The following is a 23,664-nucleotide window of genomic DNA, read 5'->3' as shown; positions in this document are numbered from 1 at the left end:
GGTGTGGTCACAGTCCCACCTTCTTGTAGCGGCGCATCAGCAGGCCGTAGCTGGCGGCGATCAGGCCCAGGACGACCAGGACGTACACCACGCCCTCGCCGCTGCCGGGGCCGGCCGCGCCGGGGAACGCCGAACTCGCGCCGAGGAAGGCGGACTGGACCCCGTCGATGAGTGTGACGGGCGAGAAGAGTCCGATCCAGGGGATGGCGCCGGTGCTGTTCTGCGCGTCGGCGATGGCCTGGAGCGTGGAGACGGCGCCGTAGGAGATGGTCAGTACGGCGATGACGGCCGCGATGCCGAAGCCGCGCCGCGGGGTGACCGAGGCGATGACCAGGCCGATGCCGGCGAAGAGCAGTGAGAGCAGTGCCACGGAGACGAGTCCCTGCGCGAATCCCTTGGTCTGGTCGGCGAAGTCCAGCTTGGCCAGCAGCGCGCCCACGTACAGGACGACCAGCGGGGCCGCGGTGAGGACGAACAGCGCGGAGGCCAGCGCCGCGTACTTCGCCCGGACGTAGTCGGCGGTCTCGATCGGCCGCGAGAAGTACAGCGGGACGGTCTTGAAGCGCAGGTCGCGCGAGACGGACTGGGGCGCCTGCGAGGCGACGTACAGGCTGATGACGGCCTGCATGATGATCGCGTAGCGCGTGTAGTCGACGGGCAGTTCCCTGGCCTTGGTGGCGACCGCGACGGCGACCATGATGGCCGCGGGCACGCACATCACCACGAACAGCAGCATCGGCAGCACCTTGGACTTGACGGAGCGTCCGAGTCCGTAGGCGCCGCGCAGGGACTGCGAGTACAGGGAGCGGGTGGCGTAGGAGCGGCCGAGGCGGGGGCCGTCGTAGTTGCGGTAGCCGATGTTGTGGATGCGGGTCTGGTCACCCGGGGTCGCGGCGGATGCCGGCAGGGGCTGCTCAACTGCCATGGACGGCCGCCTCCTTCCGCTGCTCGTCCTCGGTGAAGACCTCCGAGATGTGGTGCCGGCGCTGCTCCATGCGCACCAGCCCGAGGCCCAGGTCGGCGACGACGTCACGGACCAGGTCGTACGTCTCCTCGCCCTGCGCCGTCAGAAGCAGGATGTGGCCGGCGCCCGGCAGGCCGCTGCCGGCCTCGACGGTCACCCCGCGCGCGTGCAGCGCCTCGCGCAGCGCGCGCGTGCCGTCGGGGTGCTCGTCGGTGTCGGTGACCTCCACGGCGAGCGTGGTCGTGGTCTGGGTGAAGTCGGTGGTGGAGCTGGAGCGCAGCAGCTTGCCGCCGTCGATGACGACGACGTGGTCGCAGGTGCGTTCCAGCTCGCCGAGCAGGTGGGAGGTGACGAGGACCGAGATGCCGAAGTCGGTGTGGATGCGGCGGATCAGGCCGAGCATCTCGTCGCGGCCGACCGGGTCGAGGCCGTTGGTCGGCTCGTCCAGGAAGACGAGCTGCGGGTCGTGCACCAGCGCCTGGGCGAGCTTCACCCGCTGCTTCATACCGGTCGAGTAGCCGCCGATGGGGCGGTACCGCTCCTCGTACAGCCCGACATGGCGCAGGGTGTCGGCGGTGCGCTCGCGGGCGGCGGCGGGCGGCAGGCCGGACATGCGGGCCATGTGGACGACGAACTCGGTGGCCGAGACGTCCGGCGGCAGGCAGTCGTGCTCCGGCATGTACCCGACGCGCTCGCGGATGGCGGCGCCCTCGGAAGCGACGTCGAGGCCGAGCACCTCGGCGCGGCCCTCCGTGGCGGGGGACAGCCCCAGCAGGATCTTGATCAGGGTGGACTTGCCGGCGCCGTTGGCCCCGACGAGTCCGGTCACACCGGGTCCGATGTCCACGGACAGCCGGTCGAGCGCGGTCACCCGGGGGAACCGCTTGCTCAGGCTTTCGGTCGCGATCACAGTCACGCCGTCGACACTAGTGACGCGGACCACGTCGGTCGTCAGACCGGAGAGCAGTCTTCGTGTCCGACTCCAGGTGTAGGGGTTCCTTAAGGGACCCCCTCCCTGAGAGGTACGGCCACCCTGTTGACGCCGGGTCTAACAAGTGCGAGATTCTCCGGTGTCGGGTGACGGGCACGTACCGCGAGGGTGGGACGGGGTGGCATGGCGACGACGTCGACCGGGGGGCGCTCGGCGGAGCCGCGGGGTTTCCGGACCGTGCGGCGCCTCGCCTACGCGTGCGCGGAGGCGGTCGCGGCCCGCCTGGAGCATGGCGTGACCGAGCGCGGGGCGGCCCGGATGCAGCGCGAGTGGCTGCGCGGGCGCAGGGCGCGGGACTGGTTCCACCCGCCCTTCGCCTGGTTCGGGGACCGCACGGCGTTCACGGGCTTCCGCGTGCCGTCGCGGCTCTTCCCGACCGGCCGCGCGCTGGAGCCCGGGATGCCGTTCGCCCTCGGCCTGGCGCCGGTGTACGAGGGGTACCCGGCGGACATCGGCCGCTCGGGCTCGCTGGGCGTGAACCCGGTGCAGGACCGGCTCATGGCCGGCCTGGAGGCACTCCGTGGGCTGATCGTGCGCGAGCGGCGCCCGCTGCGGGAGATCCACCAGGACGTGGACCGGCTCATGGTCCGCCAGGGCTACGCCGGGCGGCACCGCGCCCACCCCTTCGGAGTGATCGCCCGCAAGGTGCACCGGGTGCGACAGCTCCGCTGGTCACCCCACCTGTTCGGGTTCGGCACCCAGTCCCTGGAGGGCCTCGCCGCCGACGCGCTGCACGGCCACCGCGAGGGCTGGTCGCCGTACCGCTTCTCGGACCACCCGCCGCGGCCGGGGCTCCGGCGGTCGAACCCCACCCCGGCTTCCGGGTGACGGGCGCAAAGTTCGAGGAGATCCTGGTGGTCACCGACTCCCGGGACCCCGGAGAGAGCGCGTTCCGGCTGGACGACGATCTGCCGCACACGCGGCGCTGGGCGGAGGAGAAGTGACCTTGAAGGGTGCACGCGAGCGCTGGGTGCGCACGGGCGGGGTCGAACTGTGCGTGGCCGAACTGGGCGACCCCGGCCGGCCGACGGTGGTGCTGGTGCACGGCTACCCGGACAGCAAGGAGGTCTGGTCGGAGGTCGCCGCCCGGCTCGCCGGCCGCTTCCACGTCGTCCTCTACGACGTCCGGGGCCACGGCCGCTCCACGGCACCCCGGCCGCTGCGCGGGGGCTTCACCCTCGCCAAGCTCACCGACGACTTCCTGGCCGTCGTGGACGCGGTCAGCCCGGACCGGCCGGTGCACCTCGTCGGGCACGACTGGGGCTCGGTGCAGTCCTGGGAGTTCGTCACGGTGGGCCGCACCGAGGGCCGTATCGCCTCTTTCACCTCGATCTCCGGGCCGTCCCTCGACCATTTCGGACACTGGATCAACGCGCGCGTCAAGCGCCCCACGCCCCGCCGGGTGGGCCAGCTCCTCGGCCAGGGCGCCAAGTCCTGGTACGTGTACCTGCTGCACACGCCGGCCCTGCCGGAACTCGCCTGGCGCGGGCCGCTCGGCACGTACTGGCCGAAGATCCTGGAGCGGGCCGAGCGGGTCCCGCGCGGCGACTACCCGACCGCCTCGCTGCCCACCGACGCCGCGCACGGCGCCTGGCTGTACCGGGACAACGTCCGCGCGCGACTGCGCAGGCCGCGCCCGGACGCGTACGCCCACGCGCCCGTGCAGCTCATCACGCCCCAGGAGGACGCGTTCCTGTCCGAGCGGCTGTACGACGACCTGGACCGGTGGGCGCCCCGGCTGACCCGCCGCACGCTCCCGGCCGGGCACTGGGTCCCGCGCACGCGTCCGGACCAGGTGGCCGCCTGGATCGAGCAGTTCGCGACGTCCGCCGAGGGCGGCCGTCCCGCCCCGCGGCCCACCGGGCGCCACGCCGACCGGTTCGCCGGACAACTGGTGCTGGTCACCGGCGCGGGCAGCGGGATCGGCCGGGCCACGGCGTCCGCCTTCGCCGAGGCCGGGGCGCGCGTGATCGCCGTCGACCGCGACGCCGAGGCCGCTGCCCGCACCGCCGAGCTGTCCCGGCTGGCCGGCGCGACCGACGCCTGGGCGGAGCCGGCCGACGTCTCCGACGAGCAGGCCATGGAGAAGCTCGCGGAGAAGGTCCACGACGAGCACGGCGTGTTGGACGTGCTGGTCAACAACGCGGGCATCGGTCTGTCGGGCTCCTTCTTCGCCACGACGACCGACGACTGGCGCAAGGTGCTGGACGTGAACCTGTGGGGCGTGATCCACGGCTGCCGGCTCTTCGGCGCGCGGATGGCCGAGCGCGATCAGGGCGGCCACATCGTCAACGTCGCGTCGGCCGCCGCCTACCAGCCCTCGCGCGCGCTGCCCGCCTACAGCACCTCCAAGGCGGCGGTCCTGATGCTCTCCGAGTGCCTGCGCGCCGAGCTGGCCGGCCAGGGCATCGGCGTCACGGCGGTCTGCCCGGGCTTCGTCAACACCAGCATCACCTCCACGGCCCGCTTCGCCGGTGTGGACGAGGAGGAGCAACGCCGCCGCCGGCAGCGGACGGCCCGCCTGTACGGCCTGCGCAACTACCCGCCGGAGAAGGTGGCCGACGCGATCCTGGACGCGGTGGCCGACAACAGGGCGGTGGCGCCGGTGACCCCGGAGGCCCGCGGCGCCCGCCTGCTGTACCGCTTCGCGCCGGGGCTGCTGAGGAGGATCGCCCGGGTGGAACCGAGGTTGTGACGCCAAATGCCGCAAAGGGCACGGCAGTTGTCCACAACTTTGTCAATTCGCCTGTGGATAACCGCACTTGGTTGTGGATCAAACATCGGAGCGAAAACGAGCTGCGTGATCCGCGTCTCTCCCGCACGCTGGACCCATGGACGAACGCCGCACCGTGAAGGTGTCGAAGTACCTCTCCAGACACCTGCGGCACCAGCCCGAGAGGATCGGACTCACACCGGACCCGGGCGGCTGGGTGGAGATCGACACGCTGATCGCCGCAGCCGCCGCCCACGGGTTCCCGCTCAGCCGCGCGGAGCTGGACCACGTGGTCGCCGCGAACGACAAACGGCGGTTCGCCGTCGAGGACGGCAGGATCCGCGCCAGCCAGGGCCACAGCATCGAGGTCGACCTCGGCCTGCCCCCGGCGACCCCACCGCCGTACCTGTACCACGGCACGGTCGCCCGTCACCTGGACGCGATCCGCGCGGAGGGACTGCGTCCCATGAACCGGCACGCCGTGCACCTCTCCGCCGACCGGGAGACCGCGACCCGCGTCGGCGCCCGCCGGGGCAGGCCGGTGGTGCTGTCCGTGGACTCCGGCGCGATGCACCGCGACGGCCATGTGTTCCACATCAGCGCGAACGGGGTCTGGCTGACGGAGACGGTACCGGCGCGCTACCTGCGATTTCCCGGCCGGCACTGAGCACTGGGTGACTGTCGGCGCCGGCGCCGAGCACTCCGTGGCCGGCGGACACGGGGGTCGCTCGGTGAGCGTCGGGCACGCAGGTCGCTCAGTGACAGGCGGGCACGGGGTCGCTCGGTGAGCGTCGGGCACGGGGGTCGATAGGTGAGCGCCAGGCACGAGGGTCGCTCGGTGACCGGCGGACACGGGGTCGCTCGGTGAGCGTCGGGCACGGGGGTCGATAGGTGAGCGCCAGGCACGAGGGTCGCTCGGTGACCGGCGGACACGGGGTCGCTCGGTGAGCGTCGGGCACGGGGATCGCTCAGTGACCGGCGGACACGGGGTCGCTCGGTGACCAGCGGGCACAGGGGTCGCTCGGTGACCGGCGGACGCGCCCAGCGCTCCGTGGCCGCGGGACCGCACACAGTAACCGTTTCGTCCATGTCCGAGGGGGCCCCTTACGCTCGGACGCATGAGTCTGCGTCTGAGCACCGTGATCCTGCCGTACCGCCGCTGGCACGAGGGCGGCCGTTCGGCCTGGGTACGCGCCGAGCAGCTCGGCTTCCACACGGCGTACACCTATGACCACCTGTCCTGGCGAAGCTTCCGTGACGGCCCCTGGTTCGGCGCGATCCCGACGCTGACCGCAGCCGCGGCGGCCACCGACCGGCTGCGCCTCGGCACGCTGGTCACCTCGCCGAACTTCCGCCACCCGGTGACCCTCGCCAAGGAACTGATCTCGCTGGACGACATCTCCGGCGGCCGGGTCACCCTCGGCATCGGCGCGGGCGGCACCGGTTTCGACGCCACCGCCCTCGGCCAGGAGCCGTGGAGCCCGCGCGAGCGCGCCGACCGGTTCGCCGAGTTCGTGCCCCTGCTCGACCGGCTCCTCACCGAGGACGCGGTCTCGTCCGAGGGCCGTTTCTACTCGGCGGACGAGGCCCGGAACATCCCGGGCTGTGTGCAGCGGCCCCGGCTGCCGTTCGCGGTGGCGGCCACCGGCCCGCGCGGCCTGAGGCTCGCCGCGCGGTACGGCCAGGCGTGGGTGACCACCGGCGACCCGAAGCTGTACGAGACCGGTACGCCGGAGCAGTCCGTCACGGCCCTGCGCGGCCAGATCGGCAAGCTGACCGAGGCCTGCGAGGCAGCCGGGCGGGACGTCGCCGAGCTGGACAAGGTGCTGCTCACCGGCTTCACCCCGGACCGCGCCCGGCCGCTCGCGTCCCTGGACGCCTTCGTGGACTTCGCCGGCCGCCACCGGGAGCTGGGCTTCACCGAGATCGTGATCCACTGGCCCATCCCGGACTCCGACTTCGCCGCCGACGAGAAGGTCTTCGAGCGGATCGCCATGGAAGCCCTCGCCCAGCTGGACTGACCCCGGGACCTACAGTCCGTACCGGCCGCGCCGAGCGTCGCCTGTGTCTCATCCGTGCGGTCTCCTGCACGGCCGTGCGGAACCCTGGGTGAGAATGGCCGGGTGACCTCAGCGACCAGACAGCCCGGGACCCCTGCCGCCGCCTTGCCACCGCGGCTGATCGCCACCGACCTGGACGGCACTCTGCTGCGCGACGACAAGTCGGTCTCCCCGCGGACCGTCGCCGCGCTGGCCGCCGCCGAGGAGGCCGGGATCGAGGTCTTCTTCGTCACCGGCCGGCCGGCCCGCTGGATGGACGTGGTCAGCGAGCACGTCCACGGCCACGGCCTGGCGATCTGCGGCAACGGCGCCGCCGTGGTCGACCTGCACGGCGGCCCCGGAACGCACCGGTTCGTGAAGGTCCGCGAGCTGGCCCGGGACAACGCCCTGAAGGCCGTACAACTGCTGCGCGGGGCGGCGCCCGGCACGGTGTTCGCGGTCGAGCAGACGTACGGCTTCCACCAGGAGCCGGACTATCCCAAGCTGCACATGGAGATACCCGACCATCTCCTGCCCGCCGAGGAGCTGCTCGCACCCGACGGCCCCGGCGCCGACCAGCCCGTGCTCAAGATCCTCGCCTACCACCCGTCCCTCGACCCCGACGCGTTCCTCACCCTCGCCCGGCTGGCCGTCGGCGAGCACGCCAACGTCACCCGGTCCAGCCCCAGCGCCCTGCTGGAACTCAGCGGCCCCGGCGTCTCCAAGGCCAGCACCCTCGCCCTGTGCTGCGCCGAGCGCGGCATCTCGCACGAGGAGGTCGTGGCCTTCGGGGACATGCCCAACGACGTCGAGATGCTGACCTGGGCCGGCCAGTCCTACGCGATGGGCAACGCCCACCCCGACGTCATCGCCGCCGCGTCGGGCCGCACGGTCGCCAACAACGACGACGGTGTGGCGGTGGTGATCGAGCACCTGCTCGCCGACCGGCTGCGATAGCGCTCCGCGCAGGGGCCCGGTCTGAAGGCCCGCCGCCCTGGTGAAGCCCGGTAGGCACAGCCGGGCCGCTGACGGCCGCTGGTGGGCCGGTCTGAACAGCGGGCCGCTGGCGGCCGGTCACGCTGGTGGGCCGGGCGGAGCCGTCGGGCCGTCGATGCCCCCCGTCCGGGACCGCGGGGCGGCCCCGTCGGCGAGCCTCAGCCCACCCCCACCAGCGACTCCGCCTCGGCTTCCCGGCGTGCCATCTCCCGCAGCGGCCCGTCCTCGGTGATCAGCCGCTCGTAGGGCCCTCGCTGCACCACCCGGCCCGCGTCGAGCACGATCACCTCGTCCACCGCGTCGAGTCCCGCCAGCCGGTGCGTGATCAGCAGCGTCGTACGGCCCTCCGTGGCGGCCAGCAGATCGGCGGTCAGCGCATCCGCCGTCGGCAGATCCAGGTGCTCGGCGGGCTCGTCCAGGACCAGCACGGGAAAACCGGCCAGCAGCGCGCGTGCCAGCGCCAGCCGCTGCCGCTGCCCGCCGGACAGCCGCGCCCCGTGCTCGCCGACGAGCGTGTCCAGGCCGTCGGGCAACACGTCCACCCAGTCCAGCAGCCGTGCCCGGGCCAACACTCCGCGCAGGTCGGCCTCGGTGGCGTCCTTCCTGGCGAGGAGCAGGTTCTCGCGCACCGAGCTGTCGAAGAGATGCGCGTCCTGCGCGCACAGTCCGACGAACCGCCGTACGTCGTCTCCGTCCAGCGCGCACGCGTCCACACCGGCGAGCGTGTACGAGCCCGCCTCCGGGTCGAGGAACCGCAGCAGCACCTGCGCGAGGGTCGTCTTGCCGGAACCGGACGCCCCCACCACCGCCACCCGGCGCCCCTCCTCCAGCGTCAGATCCAGCCCGGCGAGCGCTTCCCGCCGCTGTCCCGCGTACCGCGCGACCACGTCCTTGACGACCACCGGGAACGGAGAGGCGGGCGCCTGCCGGGGCGAGACGGGCTCGCGCACGGGCTCGGGCGCGTCCAGGACCTCGTACACCCGCTCCGCGCTGCGCCGCACGCGCTGCCGGTACCGCGCGGCGAGCGGCAGCCCCAGTACGGCCTCGAAGGCGGCGAGGGGGGTCAGGACGACCACGGCCATCGCCACGCCGCTCAGCCGGCCGGCCGCCACCGCCTGGGCGCCGAACGCCGCGGTGGCCGTGACGGTCAGCCCGGTGATGAGCGCGGTGAGCCCGTCCCCGAGCCCGGTGACGGCGGCGGCGCGCGCGGCGATCCGGGTGAGGGTGCCGTCGGCCCGCCGGGCCGCGTCCGTACGGGCCGGCAGCGCACCGGCGACGGTCAGCTCGGCCGTGCCGGTGAGCAGGTCGGTCACGCGGGTCGCGAGCACTCCCCGGGCGGGCGCCAGCCGCCGCTCGGTCCGCCGGGCCGCGGTCGCGGTCAACAGGGGGACACCGGCACCGGCAGCCAGCAGGCCCGCCGCGAGGACGGCACCGGCCTCGGGCAGCAGCCAGGCCGTGAAGCCGACGGAGGCGGCGGACACGGTGAGCGCCACTCCGGCGGGCAGCAGCCAGCGCAGCCAGTAGTCCTGGAACGCGTCCACGTCCGCCACCAGCCGGGTGAGCAGATCACCGCGCCGGGCGCCGCGCAGCCCCGCGGGGGCCAGACGCTCCAGCCGCCGGTACACCGCGACCCGGGTGTCGGCCAGCATCCGCAGCACGGCGTCGTGCGACACCAGCCGCTCGGCATAGCGGAAGACGGCCCGCCCGATCCCGAAGGCCCGGGTCGCGGTCACGGCCACCATCAGGTACAGCACCGGGGGCTGCTGGGACGCCCGCGAGATGAGCCAGCCGGAGGTGGCCATGAGCCCCACGGCACACCCCAGGGCAAGGCTCCCCAGCCCCAGGGCCCCGACCAACCGCCCCCGTCGCCGCCCGCCGATCCCCCGGACCCGCCGCAACACACCGCCCCCGACCCGCTGCTCCGGCCCACCATCCAGCCGGCCGAGTCGGGTGGCGGGTGGGCGAGGGCGGGGGTCCAGGGAGCGGAGCTCCCTGGTGGGCGCACTGCACCCCGGGGACGGAACAGCAGCGGCACCTCCGAGCCGTACCACCCGGTCAGCCACCCCCAACAACGCGGGCCGATGCACGACAAGCAGCACGGTCCGCCCAGCGGCAAGCCTCCGCACCGCGGCCACGACCTCCCCCTCGGTCCCCCCGTCCAACGCAGCCGTCGGCTCATCCAGCAACAGCACAGGCCGATCCGCGAGAAACGCCCGAGCCAACGCCAACCGCTGCCGCTGCCCCGCCGACAACCCCGCCCCGTCCTCCCCGAGCACGGTGTCGACCCCCTCCGGCAGCGCCGCCACGAACTCCCACGCCCCCGCGTCCCGCAGCGCCCGCCGCACGGCACCGTCGTCGGCGCCAGGCCGGGCCAGCCGCACGTTCTCCGCGATCGTCCCGGCGTACAGATGAGGCCTCTGCGGCACCCACGCGACCCTCGACCGCCACTCCGCCAGATCCAGCCCGGCGAGATCCGCGCCCCCGATCCGTACCCGTCCCTCGGTGGGCCGTACGAACCCCAGCAACACGCTCAGCAGCGTCGACTTGCCCACCCCGCTCGGCCCGACCAGCGCAACGGTCTCACCGGGCTCGACGGTGAACGACACATCGGTCACCGCATCCGAGGACCGCCCCGGATACCGAACGCTGATCCCCTCGAAGGCCACACCACCCACCGGCACCGCACCGGTACCCGAGTCCGGCACCGCCGTCTCCAGCACGCTGAAGATCTCCTCCGCCGCGGCAAGCCCCTCCGCCGCCGCGTGGTACTGCGCACCCACCTGCCGCAACGGCAGATAGGCCTCGGGCGCCAGCACGAGGATCACCAGACCGATGGAGAGATCCATGTCTCCGTGGACGAGCCGCATCCCGATCGTCACGGCGACCAGCGCGACCGACAGCGTGGCCAGCAACTCCAGCGCGAACGAGGACAGGAAGGCGATCCGCAGCGTCCGCAGGGTGGCCTGCCGGTACTCGCCGGTGATCCGTCGGATGGACTCCGCCTGTGCCTTGGCCCGGCCGAACACCTTCAGCGTGGGCAGTCCCGCGACCACGTCCAGGAAGTGGCCGGACAACCGGGACAGCAACCGCCACTGCCGCTCCATCCGGGACTGGGTCGCCCAGCCGATCAGCATCATGAAGACCGGAATCAACGGCAGGGTGCAGACGATGATCGCCGCCGACACCCAGTCCTCGGTGACGATCCGCGCCAGCACCGCCACGGGCACGACCACGGCGAGCCCCAACTGCGGCAGGTAGCGCGAGAAGTAGTCGTCCAGGGCGTCGACCCCGCGCGTGGCCAGGGTGACCAGCGAGCCGGTCCGCTGACCGCTCAGCCACCCCGGACCGAGCGCCGCCGCCCGGTCGAGCAGCCGCCCGCGCAGCTCCGACTTCACGGCCGCGCTCGCGCGATGGGCCGAGAGTTCGGTGAGCCACGCGACGATCGATCGCCCGACGGCCACGGCGGCCAACAGCAGTAGGGGAGTGCGCAGTTCGGCGACCGACTGCCCGTGCTGGAACGCTCCGACGACGATCTCGGCGACGAGCATCGCCTGAGCGATGACCAGTCCGGCACCGACGGCCCCCAGACCGATGACCGCGACGAGGAAGAGACGGGTGGCGCGGGCGTACCGCAGAAGGCGGGGATCGATTGGTTTCACGTGAAACATGCCCTTCGGTACCGGGGGTGCTGTTTCACGTGAAACAGCACCCCCGGCGGACTCAGTGCGCGGCGCCGGCCGCAGCGTCAGGAGCGATGTGCTGCGTGCCGATCCGCTTACGGAAGACCCAGTAGGTCCAGCCCTGGTAGAGCAGAACGAGCGGCGTGGCGATCGCCGCGCACCACGTCATGATCTTCAGGGTGTACGGACTCGACGAGGCGTTGGTGACTGTCAGGCTCCAGTCCGCGTTCAGGGTGGACGGCATGACGTTCGGGAAGAGCGACAGGAAGAGCATCGCCACGGCCGCCACGATGGTGACGCCGGACAGTGCGAACGACCATCCCTCCCGACCGGCCTGGTTGGCCACGAGAGCCGCCACCAGAGCGACGACGGCCACGATCAGAGCCACCAGACTCTTGCCGTCACCGCTGTCGGCCTGCGTCCACACCAGGAAGGCGAGCGCCACGACGGCCGCGACCAGACCGACCCACCGGGCCAGCTTCCGGGCCCGTACCCGGATCTCCCCGACCGTCTTGAGCGCGGTGAACACCGCTCCGTGGAAGGTGAACAGCGTGAGCGTCACCAGGCCACCGAGCAGGGCGTAGGGGTTGAGCAGGTCCCAGACGTTGCCGACGTACTCGAAGTTCCGGTCGAGCTTGACCCCCCGCACGATGTTCCCGAAGGCCACGCCCCACAGGAACGCCGGCAGCAGCGAGGTCCAGAAGATCGCTGTCTCCCAGGTGCGCTGCCAGTTCTCCTCCGGCCGCTTGGCCCGGTACTCGAAGGCGACACCCCGGACGATCAGGCAGACCAGGATGAGCAGCAGGGGCAGGTAGAAACCGGAGAAGAGGGTGGCGTACCACTCGGGGAACGCGGCGAAGGTCGCGCCGCCCGCGGTGAGCAGCCACACCTCGTTGCCGTCCCAGACCGGGCCGATGGTGTTGATCAGCACCCGGCGCTCGGGCCGGTTGCGGGCCAGCAGCTTGGTGAGGATGCCGACCCCGAAGTCGAAGCCCTCCAGGAAGAAGTAGCCGGTCCACAGGACGGCGATCAGGACGAACCAGACGTCGTGAAGTTCCATGACTGTTCCCTCGGCCTAGTACGAGAAGGCCATCGGCTTGTCGGCGTCACGGGTGTCGCCGCCGATCTTCGTGGGCGGGTTGAGGTCGGCCTCGGTGAGCTCGGGCGGGCCGGCCTTGACGTACTTCGCGAGCAGCTTGACCTCGACCACGGCGAGGATGGCGTACAGCGCGGTGAAGACGGTCATCGAGGTGAGGACCTCGCCCTGGGAGACACCGGGGGAGACCGCGTCCCGGGTCTGGAGGACGCCGTAGACGACCCACGGCTGGCGGCCCATCTCCGTGAAGATCCAGCCCCACGAGTTGGCGATCAGCGGGAAGGCGAGGGTCCAGGTCGCGATGCGCCAGTACCAGGGGGTCAGCTTCAGGCTGAGCGCCTTGTTCTTGAACAGCACCAGGTGCGGCACCTCGTCCTCGCCGACCCTCAGGGCTTGGGGCAGCATGAACTTCTTGCGAGTCAGCCACAGTCCGGCCAGTCCGATGGCGAAGGAGGCCATGCCGAAGCCGATCATCCAGCGGAAGCCCCAGAAGGCGACGGGGATGTTGGGCCGGTAGTCACCAGGCCCGAACTTCTGCTGCTCGGCCTTGTTCACGTCGTTGATGCCGGGCACGTACGAGGTGAAGCTGTCGTCGGCGAGGAAGGACAGCAGCCCCGGGATCTCGATGGCCACGGAGTTGTGGCCCTTGTCCACATCGCCATAGGCGAAGATCGAGAACGGCGCCGGCTTCTGGCCGTCCCACAGTGCCTCGGCGGCGGCCATCTTCATCGGCTGCTGCTTGAACATCACCTTGCCGAGGGTGTCGCCGCTGATGGCGGTGAGCAGGCCGGCGATGACCACGGTGACCAGGCCGAGCCGCAGCGAGGTCTTCATCTCGCGGATGTGCTTCTTGCGGGCCAGGTGGTAGGCGGAGATGCCCACCATGAAGGCGCCACCGGTCAGGAACGCCGCGGACAGGGTGTGGAAGGCCTGGCTGAGGGCGGTGTTCTGGGTCAGCACGGCCCAGAAGTCGGTCAGCTCGGCCCGCCCCCTGACCTTGTCGATCTTGTAGCCGACCGGGTGCTGCATCCAGGAGTTCGCCGCGAGGATGAAGTACGCCGACAGGACCGTGCCGATCGAGACCATCCAGATGCAGGCCAGATGGATCTTCTTGGGCAGCTTGTCCCAGCCGAAGATCCACAGGCCGATGAAGGTGGACTCGAAGAAGAAGGCGATCAGCGCCTCGAAGGCGAGCGGGGCGCCGAAGATGTCACCGACGAAGCGCGAGTAGTCGGACCAGTTCATGCCGAACTGGAACTCCTGCACGATGCCGGTGACCACGCCCATCGCGATGTTGATCAGGAAGAGCTTGCCCCAGAACTTCGTCGCCCTGAGGTACTTCTCCTTCTCCGTGCGCACCCAGGCCGTCTGTAGCCCGGCCGTGAGCGCGGCCAGGGAGATCGTCAGCGGAACGAACAGGAAGTGGTAGACGGTGGTGATGCCGAACTGCCAGCGCGCCAGTGTTTCCGGCGCCAAAGCCAGGTCCACGTCGTCACTCTCCTTACTACGGCGTGGTGCAGCGCGGTTTGCCCCTTTTGTTGCACGCATACGGAACAAACGAGACGCGCTTGTGAACGCGTTCACATTCACAAGCCATTATGACGCACTGATTTTCAGCCTGCGTAGGGGGTCCCCCCTCACTTCGACCGCCCACACATGGGCGAGGAGGATCATTTCGCCACAGGCGCCCCTGTTTCACGTGAAACGGACGCCCGGCAGGGTCGTGGAACCGGGCACGGTGGCCTTCTGCACGGACGGCGACGCAGCCCGTGCACTGTCTCCGGCAACGTGCACGGGGGCGCCGCTCTCCTGGCGGCCGTACGCGACGGCGCCCCCGTCCGGGTGGAACTGATCGACGAGCAGAGCTACCGCCGGACTACAGCTCCTTGCGGAACGCCTCCGCCACCTTCAGGAAGATGTCGTTCGCCTCGGCCTCCCCGACCGTCACCCGCACACCCTCGCCCGGGAACGGCCGGATCACCACTCCGTGCTCCTCGCAGGCCTGTGCGAACGGGACCGTACTCTCCCCCAGCCGCAGCCACACGAAGTTGGCCTGCGTCTCCGGCACCGTCCAGCCCTGGGCCCGCAGCGCGTCGACCACGCGCGTGCGCTCGCACACCAGCGAGCCCACCCGGCCCAGCAGCTCGTCCTCGGCCCGCAGCGAGGCGATCGCCGCCTCCTGAGCCAGCTGGCTCACCCCGAACGGCACCGCCGTCTTGCGCAGCGCCGCCGCCACCGGCTCATGGGCGATCGCGAAACCGACGCGCAGCCCGGCCAGCCCATACGCCTTGGAGAAGGTCCGCAGGACGCAGACGTTGGGCCGCTTCCGGTACAGCTCGACACCGTCGGGCACCTCGGGGTCGCGGATGAACTCCCGGTAGGCCTCGTCCAGCACCACCAGCACATCGGCGGGCACCCGGTCGAGGAACCGCTCCAGCTCGGCCCGCCGCACCGTCGTGCCGGTCGGGTTGTTGGGGTTGCAGACGAAGACCAACCGGGTCCGGTCGGTGATCGCGTCCGCCATCGCGTCGAGGTCGTGCACATCGCCCGCCGTCAGCGGCACCTGCACCGAGCGGGCGCCGCTGATCTGCGTGATGATCGGGTACGCCTCGAACGACCGCCAGGCGTAGATCACCTCGTCGCCGGGGCCGCTGGTGGCCTGGATCAGCTGCTGGGCGACACCCACCGAGCCGGTGCCGGTGGCCAGGTCGGAGAGCGGCACACCGAAGCGATCGGACAGCTCGTTCATCAGCCCGGTGCAGGCCATGTCGGGGTAACGGTTGAAGTCGCAGGCCGCCGCACTCACGCTCTCCAGCACGCCGGGCAGCGGCGGGTACGGGTTCTCGTTGGAGGACAGCTTGTAGGCGACCGGTCCGCCGGCCGCGGCCGGTTTGCCCGGCTTGTAGGTAGGAATACGCTCCAGCTCGGCGCGCAGCTTGGGGCTCGTCTCGCTCACCGCAGTCCTCCTCGCGACCACCGGCGGCCCGTCGACACCGTCGGCATCCAATACTCCTCACCTTAAGAGGATTCGGCGCCGCTGCGAACAGGTCCGGAGCGCCCAGCAGTGCGGCCGTCGCCGCGGAAAGAGGCGAAGCTCACGTCTTCGACCGGCATCAGGGGCATCTTCGTACGAAGGCGTACGTTTCGGGGGGCGCGCCGTACATATATCTATGCGCCGGTAGCTTGCGCCGTGGCGCGCGTCCCCCGTGAAGGTGAGTTGAGACCTCTTCGAGACATCGGGGACTAGGTAGGTCGATCCGCGTCGACCAGTCACGTCTTACTATTGGATCGGTCAACCACCTTGGTTCCCAAGGAAGTTGGCACCCAATGACCATGCAGAAACGTGCCTGTCAACGCGTGCATATGCGTCCGCACTACCCCACCGCATGAGCCCTACTATCGGCTCGCCATGACAGCAGCAGGGAAGCACCAGGTGAGCCGCGCGGAAACCTCACGTCGAGGCAGCCGGCCGGGTCGGGCGGGCATCAGAGACGTCGCCGCCGCCGCCGGGGTCTCCATCACGACCGTGTCCGACGCCCTCAACGGCAAGGGCCGGCTTCCGGATGCCACCCGGCGCCATGTCCGCGAGGTCGCCGACCGGCTGGGGTACCGGCCCTCGGCCGCCGCCCGCACCCTCCGTACCGGCAAGTCGGGTCTGATCGGCCTGACCGTGACCACATACGGGGATGAACCTTTCACCTTCACCGAGTTCGCCTACTTCGCCGAGATGGCACGGGCGGCGACATCGGCCGCGCTCGCCCGCGGCTACGCCCTGGTCATCCTGCCCGCGACCTCCCGCCACGACGTCTGGTCCAACGTCGCCCTGGACGGCACGGTCGTCATCGACCCCTCCGACCAGGACCCGGTGGTCAGCGAGCTGGTGCGACAGGGACTGCCGGTCGTCTCGGACGGCCGCCCGGCCGGCGCGCTCCCCGTCACCGCCTGGGTCGACAACGACCACGAGGCCGCCGTGCTCGGCATCCTCGACCACCTCGCCGCCGCCGGCGCCCGCCGCATCGGCCTGCTCACCGGCACCACGACGGACACGTACACCCACCTGTCGACCACCGCGTACCTGCGCTGGTGCGAACGGGTCGGCCAGGACCCGGTCTACGAGTCCTACCCGGCGCACGACCCGTGCGCGGGCGCCGTCGCCGCCGACCGGCTGCTCGCCCGCCCCGACCGGCCCGACGCGGTCTACGGGCTGTTCGACCCCAACGGCACCGACCTGCTCGCCGCCGCCCGCCGCTACGGCCTGCGCGTCCCCGACGACCTGCTGCTGGTGTGCTGTAGCGAGTCCACCGTGTACGCCAGCACCGAGCCGCCCATCACCACCCTGTCCCTGAAGCCGCGCCGCATCGGGACCGCCGTCGTCCAGCTCCTCATCGACGCCATCGAGGGCGTCGAGTCGGACCAGCCGGTCGAGCAGGTGATACCGACCGAGCTGATCGTGCGCACCTCCTCCCAGCGGCGGTCCCCGCGCACGACGGTCAGTCCGCCGCGGACACCGGACGAGAAGTAGCACCGCCCGCCGCACCGGCCCGCGCGGGGCCCGGCCGGTGCGGCACAGGGGACCCGGCGGCGCGCCGCGGCGGGGACGGACCCGGCGGACCGAGGGCTCGTCCGGCCGACAGCCGGTCGAACATCTGCCCAAACGGGGCGAAAGCCACGGTGAACTGGAGTCTTGTTCCGATTCACCACCCCTGGGTCATCACACGGCGCTACGCGCATTCCTATGATGGGCCCACGACACCGCGGACCGCTGCGACCAGGCAGTCCGAAGCGGTGCAGATGCGGCGCGATGGTGGAGGGGTCTGATGACTCAGGGGGCCGGTCAGGGACCCGAGGCGGAGCGGACGGCGACGCTGCGCGACTTCCGGGTACCCGCGTACGTCCACGAGACCGGTCCGTACGTCCAGCACGTCCACCCCGGCGACGTCGTACCGCCCGCCGACGAGGCGTACCCCGAGGGCTACACCCCCACCCAGCGCGACCTGCCCGTCATCAACCGCGGCGACACCCTCCAGGTCCCCGTCGAGCCCGCCTCCGCCCCGGCTCCCCAGCCCGCGACCGGGCCCGGCCCGCTCTATGTCGTCGGTGATGTCCACGGCTACCTGGACGAGCTGGTGGCGGCCCTACAGGAGCAGGGCCTGATCGACGCCTCGGGCCAGTGGTGCGCCGGCACCGCCCGGCTGTGGTTCCTCGGCGACTTCACCGACCGCGGCCCGGACGGCATCGGCGTCATCGACCTGGTCATGCGGCTGTCCGCCGAGGCCGCGGCGGCCGGCGGATACTGCAAGGCCCTCATGGGCAACCACGAACTGCTGCTCCTCGGCGCCAAACGGTTCGGCGACACCCCCGTCAACTCCGGCGCGGGCACGGCCACCTTCCAGGCGGCCTGGCTGCTCAACGGCGGCCAGAAGACCGACATGGACCGCCTCCAGGACCACCACCTCCAGTGGATGGCCCGCCTCGACGCCGTCGAGGAGGTCGACGGCTATCTGCTCCTCCACTCCGACACCACCGCCTACCTCGACTACGGCGACTCCATCGAGGCGGTCAACGACACGGTCCGCGAGGCTCTGACCCGCAACGACGCCGACGAGGTCTGGGACCTGTTCCGCAAGTTCACCAAACGCTTCTCCTTCCGCGACGAGGGCGGCGCCGACGCCGTACGCTCCCTCCTCGATACGTACGGCGGCACCCGGGTCGTTCACGGGCACAGCCCCATTCCCTACCTCCTCGGCCAGGTCGGCTCCGAGGACGGCGAGGAGAGCACCGGCCCGATCGTCGAGGGACCGCACGTCTACGCCGGCGGACTCGCCATCGCCATGGACGGTGGAGTGACCATGGCTGGAAAGCTGCTGGTCCAGCAACTGCCCTTGAACGGCTGACCGTTCGTCGGGCAGGCATCCCCCGGCCGCGTACGCGCAGGCCGGACCGCAATTTCCGGCAATCCCCTGTCACCGTGCGCCGTCACGGCTCTACCATCGGCTTATCCGTAGCAGGCTCCCCTCCGTTTCTGCCCGACGGCTCGCCGGCGTGCGAGCCCCAAGCCCTACGGAGCATCGGGGGATGCACATGAACAGCGTTCCGCAGCACCTGCTGAGCGAGGACCGCCAGGACTTCGAGCGGCTCCTCGATGAGGCGCTGCGCTCCGCACCGCACCGACCGGAACTGGCCGCTGTCGGCCAGCGGCTCAACTCCGAACAACTACGCACCATGGCACTCAACGCCTCCGCCCTGATCACGGCAGCCGCGGCGGCCGAGTACCAGCACTACGTCAAGCTGCGCGACGAGCTGCGTCACCCTGCGCTGTCCGGCCCGCCGGCCGTCGCCGACTCCGGCGAGCCGAGCCCGGTTTCGACCGCCACGGGCCTCGCCACCACCCTCGGCGAAGCCGCCGACAGCACCGGCGCGGGCGCCATCGCGGTCATCGCCGTCCTGGCTCCCGTCCTCTCCGGGACCGCTGCGGTGATCTTCCTGCTCGTCGGCTACATCCTGAAGGTGCTCGACCCCCACCAGACCTTCGCCCGGACCATGCTCACCGCCGGCTGGGTGTTCGGCGCCATCACCGCGGCGACGGTCCTCGTCGCCGCGGTCGGCCTGCTGCTCACCGCTCTGCGCAACAGCACCCGGGCGGACGACCGGGCACGGGACGCGGCCCACGAGGAGCTGGCCAGGGCCAGGGAGGCGTGGCGGGGCGCCCTGCTGGAGCGCGGCATCCTGCCCTTCCTCCGGGAGGCACTCGCCGAACCCGGCACGACCACCGGACACCCGTCGACCCCGTCCGCGCCGACCGGCCGCATACCCCGCCTCGGCTACGACCGCCCCGGCTTCAGCAGCCCCGACGACGGCACCGCGACCGGCCGCCCGAGCTTCACCAGCCCCGACTACACGAGCCCGGACTTCGGCGGCCCGGAGCACCAGCCCGAGTGATCCGACCGGCCCACCGGTGTGCTGCCACCACACCGGTCGGTCGTGGACCCTGCTGCCCCACCACACCGGCCGACCGTCAGTGGACCGGCCGGCGCGGTGAGTCCGGCGTGCGGCGCTCAGTCGGCGATCGGCAGGTACACCCGGTTGCCGGCGGCCGCGAACTCCTTGGACTTCTGGGCCATACCCTCCTCGATCTCGGCCCGGCTGCCGCCGTGCTCGCGCCGGATGTCCTGCGAGATCTTCATGCTGCAGAACTTCGGGCCGCACATGGAGCAGAAGTGCGCCGTCTTGGCGGGCTCGGCCGGCAGGGTCTCGTCGTGGAACTCCCGTGCCGTGTCCGGGTCCAGCGCGAGGTTGAACTGGTCTTCCCACCGGAACTCGAAGCGGGCGTCGGACAGTGCGTCGTCCCACTCCTGAGCGCCGGGATGCCCCTTGGCGAGGTCCGCCGCGTGTGCGGCGATCTTGTAGGTGATGACACCGGTCTTGACGTCGTCCCGGTTGGGCAGTCCCAGGTGCTCCTTGGGCGTGACGTAGCAGAGCATCGCCGTGCCCCACCAGGCGATCATCGCGGCACCGATGCCGGAGGTGATGTGGTCGTACGCGGGCGCGACGTCCGTGGTCAGCGGGCCGAGCGTATAGAACGGAGCTTCATCGCAGATCTCCTGCTGAAGGTCGATGTTCTCCTTGATCTTGTGCATCGGGACGTGTCCCGGGCCCTCGATCATGGTCTGTACGTTGAAACGCTTGGCGATCCCGTTGAGTTCCCCGAGCGTCCTCAACTCCGCGAACTGTGCCTCGTCGTTGGCGTCCGCGATCGATCCCGGCCGCAGGCCGTCGCCCAGCGAGTACGTGACGTCGTAGGCGGCGAGGATCTCGCACAGCTCCTCGAAGTTCTCGTACAGGAACGATTCCCTGTGGTGCGCCAGGCACCACGCGGCCATGATCGAGCCGCCGCGCGAGACGATGCCGGTCTTGCGGTGGGCGGTGAGCGGGACGTACGGCAGCCGGACGCCCGCGTGGACCGTCATATAGTCCACGCCCTGCTCGGCCTGCTCGATGACGGTGTCCTTGTAGATCTCCCAGGTCAGTTCCTCGGCCTTGCCGTCGACCTTCTCCAGGGCCTGGTAGAGCGGCACCGTGCCGATGGGGACGGGGGAGTTGCGCAGGACCCACTCGCGGGTGGTGTGGATGTTGCGGCCGGTGGACAGGTCCATGACCGTGTCGGCGCCCCACCGGGTCGCCCAGGTCATCTTCTCGACCTCCTCCTCGATGGAGGACGTCACCGCGGAGTTGCCGATGTTGGCGTTCACCTTCACCAGGAACCGTTTGCCGATGATCATCGGCTCGATCTCCGGGTGGTTGACGTTCGCCGGCAGCACGGCCCGGCCCGCCGCGATCTCCTCACGGACCACCTCGGGGGAAACGTTCTCCCGGAGGGCCACGAACTCCATCTCCGGCGTGATCTCGCCGCGGCGGGCGTACGCGAGCTGCGTCACCGCCCGGCCGTTGCCTCCCCGCCGCGGCTGACGCGGGCGTCCGGGGAAGACCGCGTCCAGGTTCCGCAGCCCGCCGCGCGGCGAGGTGTGCTTGATCCCGTCGTCCTCGGGACGGACCGGACGGCCCGCGTACTCCTCGGTGTCGCCGCGGGCGATGATCCAGTTCTCCCGCAGCGGCGGCAGGCCACGGCGGACGTCCGTGTCGACGAGTGGATCGGTGTACGGGCCTGATGTGTCGTACAGCGTGACCGACTGCCCGTTGGTGAGGTGCACCTGACGGACCGGCACCCGCAGATCGGGGCGCGAGCCCTCGACGTACGCCTTGTGCCAGCCGATGGACTTCCCGGCCTCCGGGGACTTCTCGTCCTGGACGGAGGCAGGCGTGCGTGCGTCCTTGTTGGCCATGAGACCTACTCCCTACGCCGGCATTACCCGGTAACAGGTTCGGCGGTCGACGCAGCGGCTTCCGTCTGCCGACGTTTCTTGTGGAACACCTCTTGTTCCACGTGAAACATCGCGTGTACGGAGGTCAGCGCCCTCTCAGCCCGGTGCTCCGAGCTCCCGCGTGTGCAAAGGTGCCTCCACGCTAGCGCCATGTGTGGCGCGGTGAACAGTGGGCCCCCGTCGTTCTTGCGATGATCGGGCGGTGACCAGGATGGAGCAGTACCCCTACCAGCCGCCCGAGCCGCCCCGCCGAGACGGCCCGGAACAGGGCGACGGACACGGCCACGGTCCACGCGATCACGGTCACTCACACGGCAACAGCCACTCGCACGGCCACAGCCACCACCACGGCCCGGCTGCCCCCGTCTCCCAGCACCTGCGCAAGGTCATCGCGGCGATCCTGGTCCCCTTCACCGCGGCGGTCCTGGTCGGCCTCGTGGTGCTCTGGCCCGGGCACGCCCCCTCCCACAAGCGCACCGGCGTCGGCTTCGACCGGCAGACCCAGCAGGCCACGGTCACCCGGGTCGTCGAGGTCAGCTGCAAGTCGGTGAACGCGTCCGGCGGCACTCCGGCCGGCGACACCTCCAGCGCCGAGGGCACGTCGGCGGAGGCGGAGACCGACAGAACCTGCAAGAAGGCCACCATCCGTGTGGACACCGGCAAGGACGAGGGCCGTACCTTCACCGAGATCGTGCAGCCGGACCAGTCACGGCAGTTGCACCAGGGCGAGAAGGTCGTGGTCGCCTACGAGCCCTCGGCCCCCAAGGACCTGCAGTACTCGGTGACCGATGTGAACCGGAAGTTCCCCATGGCACTGCTCGCGGGGATCTTCGCGGTGGCCGTCGTGGTGGTGGGCCGACTGCGCGGGGTCATGGCGCTGGTCGCCCTGGCCGTGAGTTTCCTCGTGCTGACGCTGTTCATCCTGCCGGCGATCCTGGAGGGGGCGAACCCGCTGCTGGTGGCCGTGGTGGGGTCGAGCGCCATCATGCTGATCGCCCTGTACATGTGCCACGGTCTGTCAGCGCGTACGTCGGTGGCCGTGCTCGGCACACTGATCTCGCTCTGTCTGATCGGCGTGCTCGGCTCGCTGTTCATCGGCTGGGCCGCGCTGACCGGCAACACGGACGACAACACCGGCCTGATCCACGGCCTGTATCCGTCGATCGACATGAGCGGTCTGCTGCTGGCCGGTGTCATCATCGGTTCGCTCGGCGTCCTGGACGACGTGACGGTGACGCAGACCTCGGCCGTCTGGGAGCTGCACGAGGCCAACCCGTCGATGGGCTGGCGCGGGCTGTACCGGGCGGGCATCCGCATCGGCCGGGACCACATCGCGTCCGTGGTCAACACCCTCGTGCTCGCCTACGCCGGTGCCGCACTGCCGTTGCTGCTGCTGTTCTCGATCGCGCAGAGCAGCGTCGGCACCGTGGCCAACAGCGAGCTGGTGGCCGAGGAGATCGTGCGCACGCTGGTGGGCTCGATCGGTCTGGTCGCCTCGGTCCCGGTCACCACCGCGCTGGCCGCGCTCGTCGTGTCGGCCGACCGGACCGGGCCCGGCTCTACGGCACCCGCCGGGGCACAGCCCGCACCGGCACGCGGCGGCCGGGGCCGACGCCGGAAGCGGTGACGCAGTAAGGGGTGACGCCGGAAGCCGGAAGCGGTCAGCCCGGAGGAGAGGTGAGCACAGTGGAGAGGCGAGCACCGCGGAAGGGTGCGCCCACCGGAACGGGCGCCCGCCGCAGAAGCGTTACTGCACAGTTCCGCACGGCACGGCGGATCGTCCGCCACCCCTTGCCGTAACGCTTCAGCCGGCGCTCTGTTCCTCGGCGAGGATGCGGTCCAGGGCCTCGTCGAGGTGAGCGTCGAAATCAGCGAGCGCGCCCTCCTGGCCGAGCGGCACGAGCTTGTCCGTACGGTCGAGGAAGGCCACGAGCGGTGGCGCCGACGAGCGGAACAGGGCCTGGTCGCCGCCGACCTGAAGCCGGATCAGCACCTCACCCAGCACCTCGGAATCGGCGGGGGCGATGTGCACGTCCCCCTCCCCGCACGGGCGGCCGACCCCGTCGATCAGCAGCTCCCGCCCGAAGGCCCAGGTGACCGGAGCATCACCGGGCAGATGAAAGGTGAGGCGTACGGCATACGGATCACAGGTCTCGTAGCGCAACTCCACCGGGATGCGGAAGGAGAGCTCCTCCGACACGAGAAAGCTCATCATGACTTCTGCCTGAACGGACTCGCGCATCGCCTATCCCGTCATATGACATCGACTGGCCGGGATTGATCCCTCTGACCGTGGTCAAATCTTG

The 23,664-nt window shown here is 70.9% G+C and carries 16 protein-coding genes and 1 pseudogene; 9 read left to right on the top strand and 8 right to left on the bottom strand.

Features of this window, described 5'->3' with window-relative positions; translation table 11 throughout:
- Positions 1-7 precede the first annotated feature (7 nt).
- Together IE294_RS20635 and IE294_RS20630 are read right to left on the bottom strand one after the other, a co-directional pair.
- Positions 8-925, bottom strand: a complete 918-nt coding sequence (locus IE294_RS20635) for an ABC transporter permease (RefSeq protein WP_189888216.1) — start codon at positions 923-925, stop codon at positions 8-10.
- Positions 915-1,874, bottom strand: coding sequence for an ABC transporter ATP-binding protein (locus IE294_RS20630; protein WP_189888282.1), 960 nt, complete (start codon positions 1,872-1,874; stop codon positions 915-917). The genes IE294_RS20635 and IE294_RS20630 overlap by 11 nt, the downstream gene beginning before the upstream one ends.
- A gap of 204 nt (positions 1,875-2,078) precedes the next feature.
- Between IE294_RS20630 and IE294_RS20625 the strand changes: the two are divergent.
- From IE294_RS20625 to IE294_RS20605, 5 genes and pseudogenes are all read left to right on the top strand, one after another.
- Positions 2,079-2,899, top strand: a pseudogene (locus tag IE294_RS20625) (M24 family metallopeptidase).
- On the top strand, positions 2,896-4,650 hold the full coding sequence (locus IE294_RS20620) for an SDR family oxidoreductase (protein ID WP_189888214.1): 1,755 nt from the start codon (positions 2,896-2,898) through the stop codon (positions 4,648-4,650). The pseudogene IE294_RS20625 and the gene IE294_RS20620 overlap by 4 nt, the downstream one beginning before the upstream one ends.
- A 136-nt stretch (positions 4,651-4,786) precedes the next feature.
- Complete coding sequence (locus IE294_RS20615) at positions 4,787-5,335, top strand: RNA 2'-phosphotransferase (RefSeq protein ID WP_189888212.1); 549 nt, start codon at positions 4,787-4,789, stop codon at positions 5,333-5,335.
- Between the two features lie 451 nt (positions 5,336-5,786).
- On the top strand, positions 5,787-6,689 hold the full coding sequence (locus IE294_RS20610; RefSeq protein ID WP_189888210.1) for an LLM class flavin-dependent oxidoreductase: 903 nt from the start codon (positions 5,787-5,789) through the stop codon (positions 6,687-6,689).
- 102 nt (positions 6,690-6,791) lie between these two features.
- Positions 6,792-7,664, top strand: a complete 873-nt coding sequence (locus tag IE294_RS20605) for a Cof-type HAD-IIB family hydrolase (RefSeq protein ID WP_189888208.1) — start codon at positions 6,792-6,794, stop codon at positions 7,662-7,664.
- Positions 7,665-7,861: 197 nt separating this feature from the next.
- Here IE294_RS20605 and cydD read toward each other — a convergent pair whose 3' ends face one another.
- The 4 genes from cydD to hisC all read right to left on the bottom strand — a co-directional run bounded on the left by cydD (position 7,862) and on the right by hisC (position 15,435).
- On the bottom strand, positions 7,862-11,362 hold the full coding sequence (gene cydD, locus IE294_RS20600) for a thiol reductant ABC exporter subunit CydD (RefSeq protein WP_189888206.1): 3,501 nt from the start codon (positions 11,360-11,362) through the stop codon (positions 7,862-7,864).
- Positions 11,363-11,423: 61 nt separating this feature from the next.
- A complete protein-coding gene (gene cydB, locus IE294_RS20595) occupies positions 11,424-12,443 on the bottom strand; it encodes a cytochrome d ubiquinol oxidase subunit II (protein WP_189888204.1) in 1,020 nt (339 codons plus the stop codon).
- A gap of 15 nt (positions 12,444-12,458) precedes the next feature.
- Positions 12,459-13,967, bottom strand: a complete 1,509-nt coding sequence (locus IE294_RS20590; RefSeq protein WP_189888202.1) for a cytochrome ubiquinol oxidase subunit I — start codon at positions 13,965-13,967, stop codon at positions 12,459-12,461.
- A gap of 388 nt (positions 13,968-14,355) precedes the next feature.
- Positions 14,356-15,435, bottom strand: a complete 1,080-nt coding sequence (gene hisC / locus IE294_RS20585; RefSeq protein WP_189888199.1) for a histidinol-phosphate transaminase — start codon at positions 15,433-15,435, stop codon at positions 14,356-14,358.
- 453 nt (positions 15,436-15,888) lie between these two features.
- Between hisC and IE294_RS20580 the strand changes: the two genes are divergently transcribed.
- The 3 genes from IE294_RS20580 to IE294_RS20570 all read left to right on the top strand — a co-directional run bounded on the left by IE294_RS20580 (position 15,889) and on the right by IE294_RS20570 (position 19,418).
- Complete coding sequence (locus IE294_RS20580; protein WP_189818446.1) at positions 15,889-17,001, top strand: LacI family DNA-binding transcriptional regulator; 1,113 nt, start codon at positions 15,889-15,891, stop codon at positions 16,999-17,001.
- 295 nt (positions 17,002-17,296) lie between these two features.
- Entirely contained in the window at positions 17,297-18,373 is a 1,077-nt protein-coding gene (locus IE294_RS20575) for a metallophosphoesterase (protein ID WP_189888196.1), read from the top strand.
- Between the two features lie 181 nt (positions 18,374-18,554).
- Positions 18,555-19,418, top strand: coding sequence for a hypothetical protein (locus tag IE294_RS20570; RefSeq protein ID WP_189888194.1), 864 nt, complete (start codon positions 18,555-18,557; stop codon positions 19,416-19,418).
- A 116-nt stretch (positions 19,419-19,534) separates the two neighbouring features.
- Here the strand turns inward: IE294_RS20570 and thiC are convergent, their stop codons facing one another.
- Positions 19,535-21,319: a phosphomethylpyrimidine synthase ThiC gene (gene thiC / locus IE294_RS20565; RefSeq protein ID WP_229917242.1), complete on the bottom strand. Its 1,785-nt coding sequence runs from the start codon at positions 21,317-21,319 to the stop codon at positions 19,535-19,537.
- Positions 21,320-21,569: 250 nt separating this feature from the next.
- On the opposite strand from thiC, the gene IE294_RS20560 reads away from it, so the two are divergent.
- Complete coding sequence (locus IE294_RS20560; RefSeq protein ID WP_373315837.1) at positions 21,570-22,985, top strand: YibE/F family protein; 1,416 nt, start codon at positions 21,570-21,572, stop codon at positions 22,983-22,985.
- Positions 22,986-23,162: 177 nt separating this feature from the next.
- Here IE294_RS20560 and IE294_RS20555 read toward each other — a convergent pair whose 3' ends face one another.
- On the bottom strand, positions 23,163-23,600 hold the full coding sequence (locus IE294_RS20555) for an SsgA family sporulation/cell division regulator (RefSeq protein ID WP_014673729.1): 438 nt from the start codon (positions 23,598-23,600) through the stop codon (positions 23,163-23,165).
- Positions 23,601-23,664: the final 64 nt, after the last annotated feature.

The organism is Streptomyces canarius, from assembly GCF_014650735.1.
Classification (GTDB): Bacteria; Actinomycetota; Actinomycetes; order Streptomycetales; family Streptomycetaceae; genus Streptomyces; species Streptomyces olivaceoviridis.
The sequence above is the reverse complement of the archived record's forward strand: the minus strand, read 5'-3'. Positions and strand labels throughout refer to the sequence as shown.

Coding starts and splice junctions, on each gene's coding strand:
- IE294_RS20635 (WP_189888216.1), bottom strand. CDS start 925: ATGGCAGTTGAGCAGCCCCTGCCGGCATCCGCCGCGACCCCGGGTGAC.
- IE294_RS20615 (WP_189888212.1), top strand. CDS start 4,787: ATGGACGAACGCCGCACCGTGAAGGTGTCGAAGTACCTCTCCAGACAC.
- IE294_RS20610 (WP_189888210.1), top strand. CDS start 5,787: ATGAGTCTGCGTCTGAGCACCGTGATCCTGCCGTACCGCCGCTGGCAC.
- cydB (WP_189888204.1), bottom strand. CDS start 12,443: ATGGAACTTCACGACGTCTGGTTCGTCCTGATCGCCGTCCTGTGGACC.
- IE294_RS20580 (WP_189818446.1), top strand. CDS start 15,889: ATGACAGCAGCAGGGAAGCACCAGGTGAGCCGCGCGGAAACCTCACGT.
- IE294_RS20575 (WP_189888196.1), top strand. CDS start 17,297: ATGACTCAGGGGGCCGGTCAGGGACCCGAGGCGGAGCGGACGGCGACG.
- IE294_RS20570 (WP_189888194.1), top strand. CDS start 18,555: ATGCACATGAACAGCGTTCCGCAGCACCTGCTGAGCGAGGACCGCCAG.
- thiC (WP_229917242.1), bottom strand. CDS start 21,319: ATGGCCAACAAGGACGCACGCACGCCTGCCTCCGTCCAGGACGAGAAG.
- IE294_RS20560 (WP_373315837.1), top strand. CDS start 21,570: ATGGAGCAGTACCCCTACCAGCCGCCCGAGCCGCCCCGCCGAGACGGC.
- IE294_RS20555 (WP_014673729.1), bottom strand. CDS start 23,600: ATGCGCGAGTCCGTTCAGGCAGAAGTCATGATGAGCTTTCTCGTGTCG.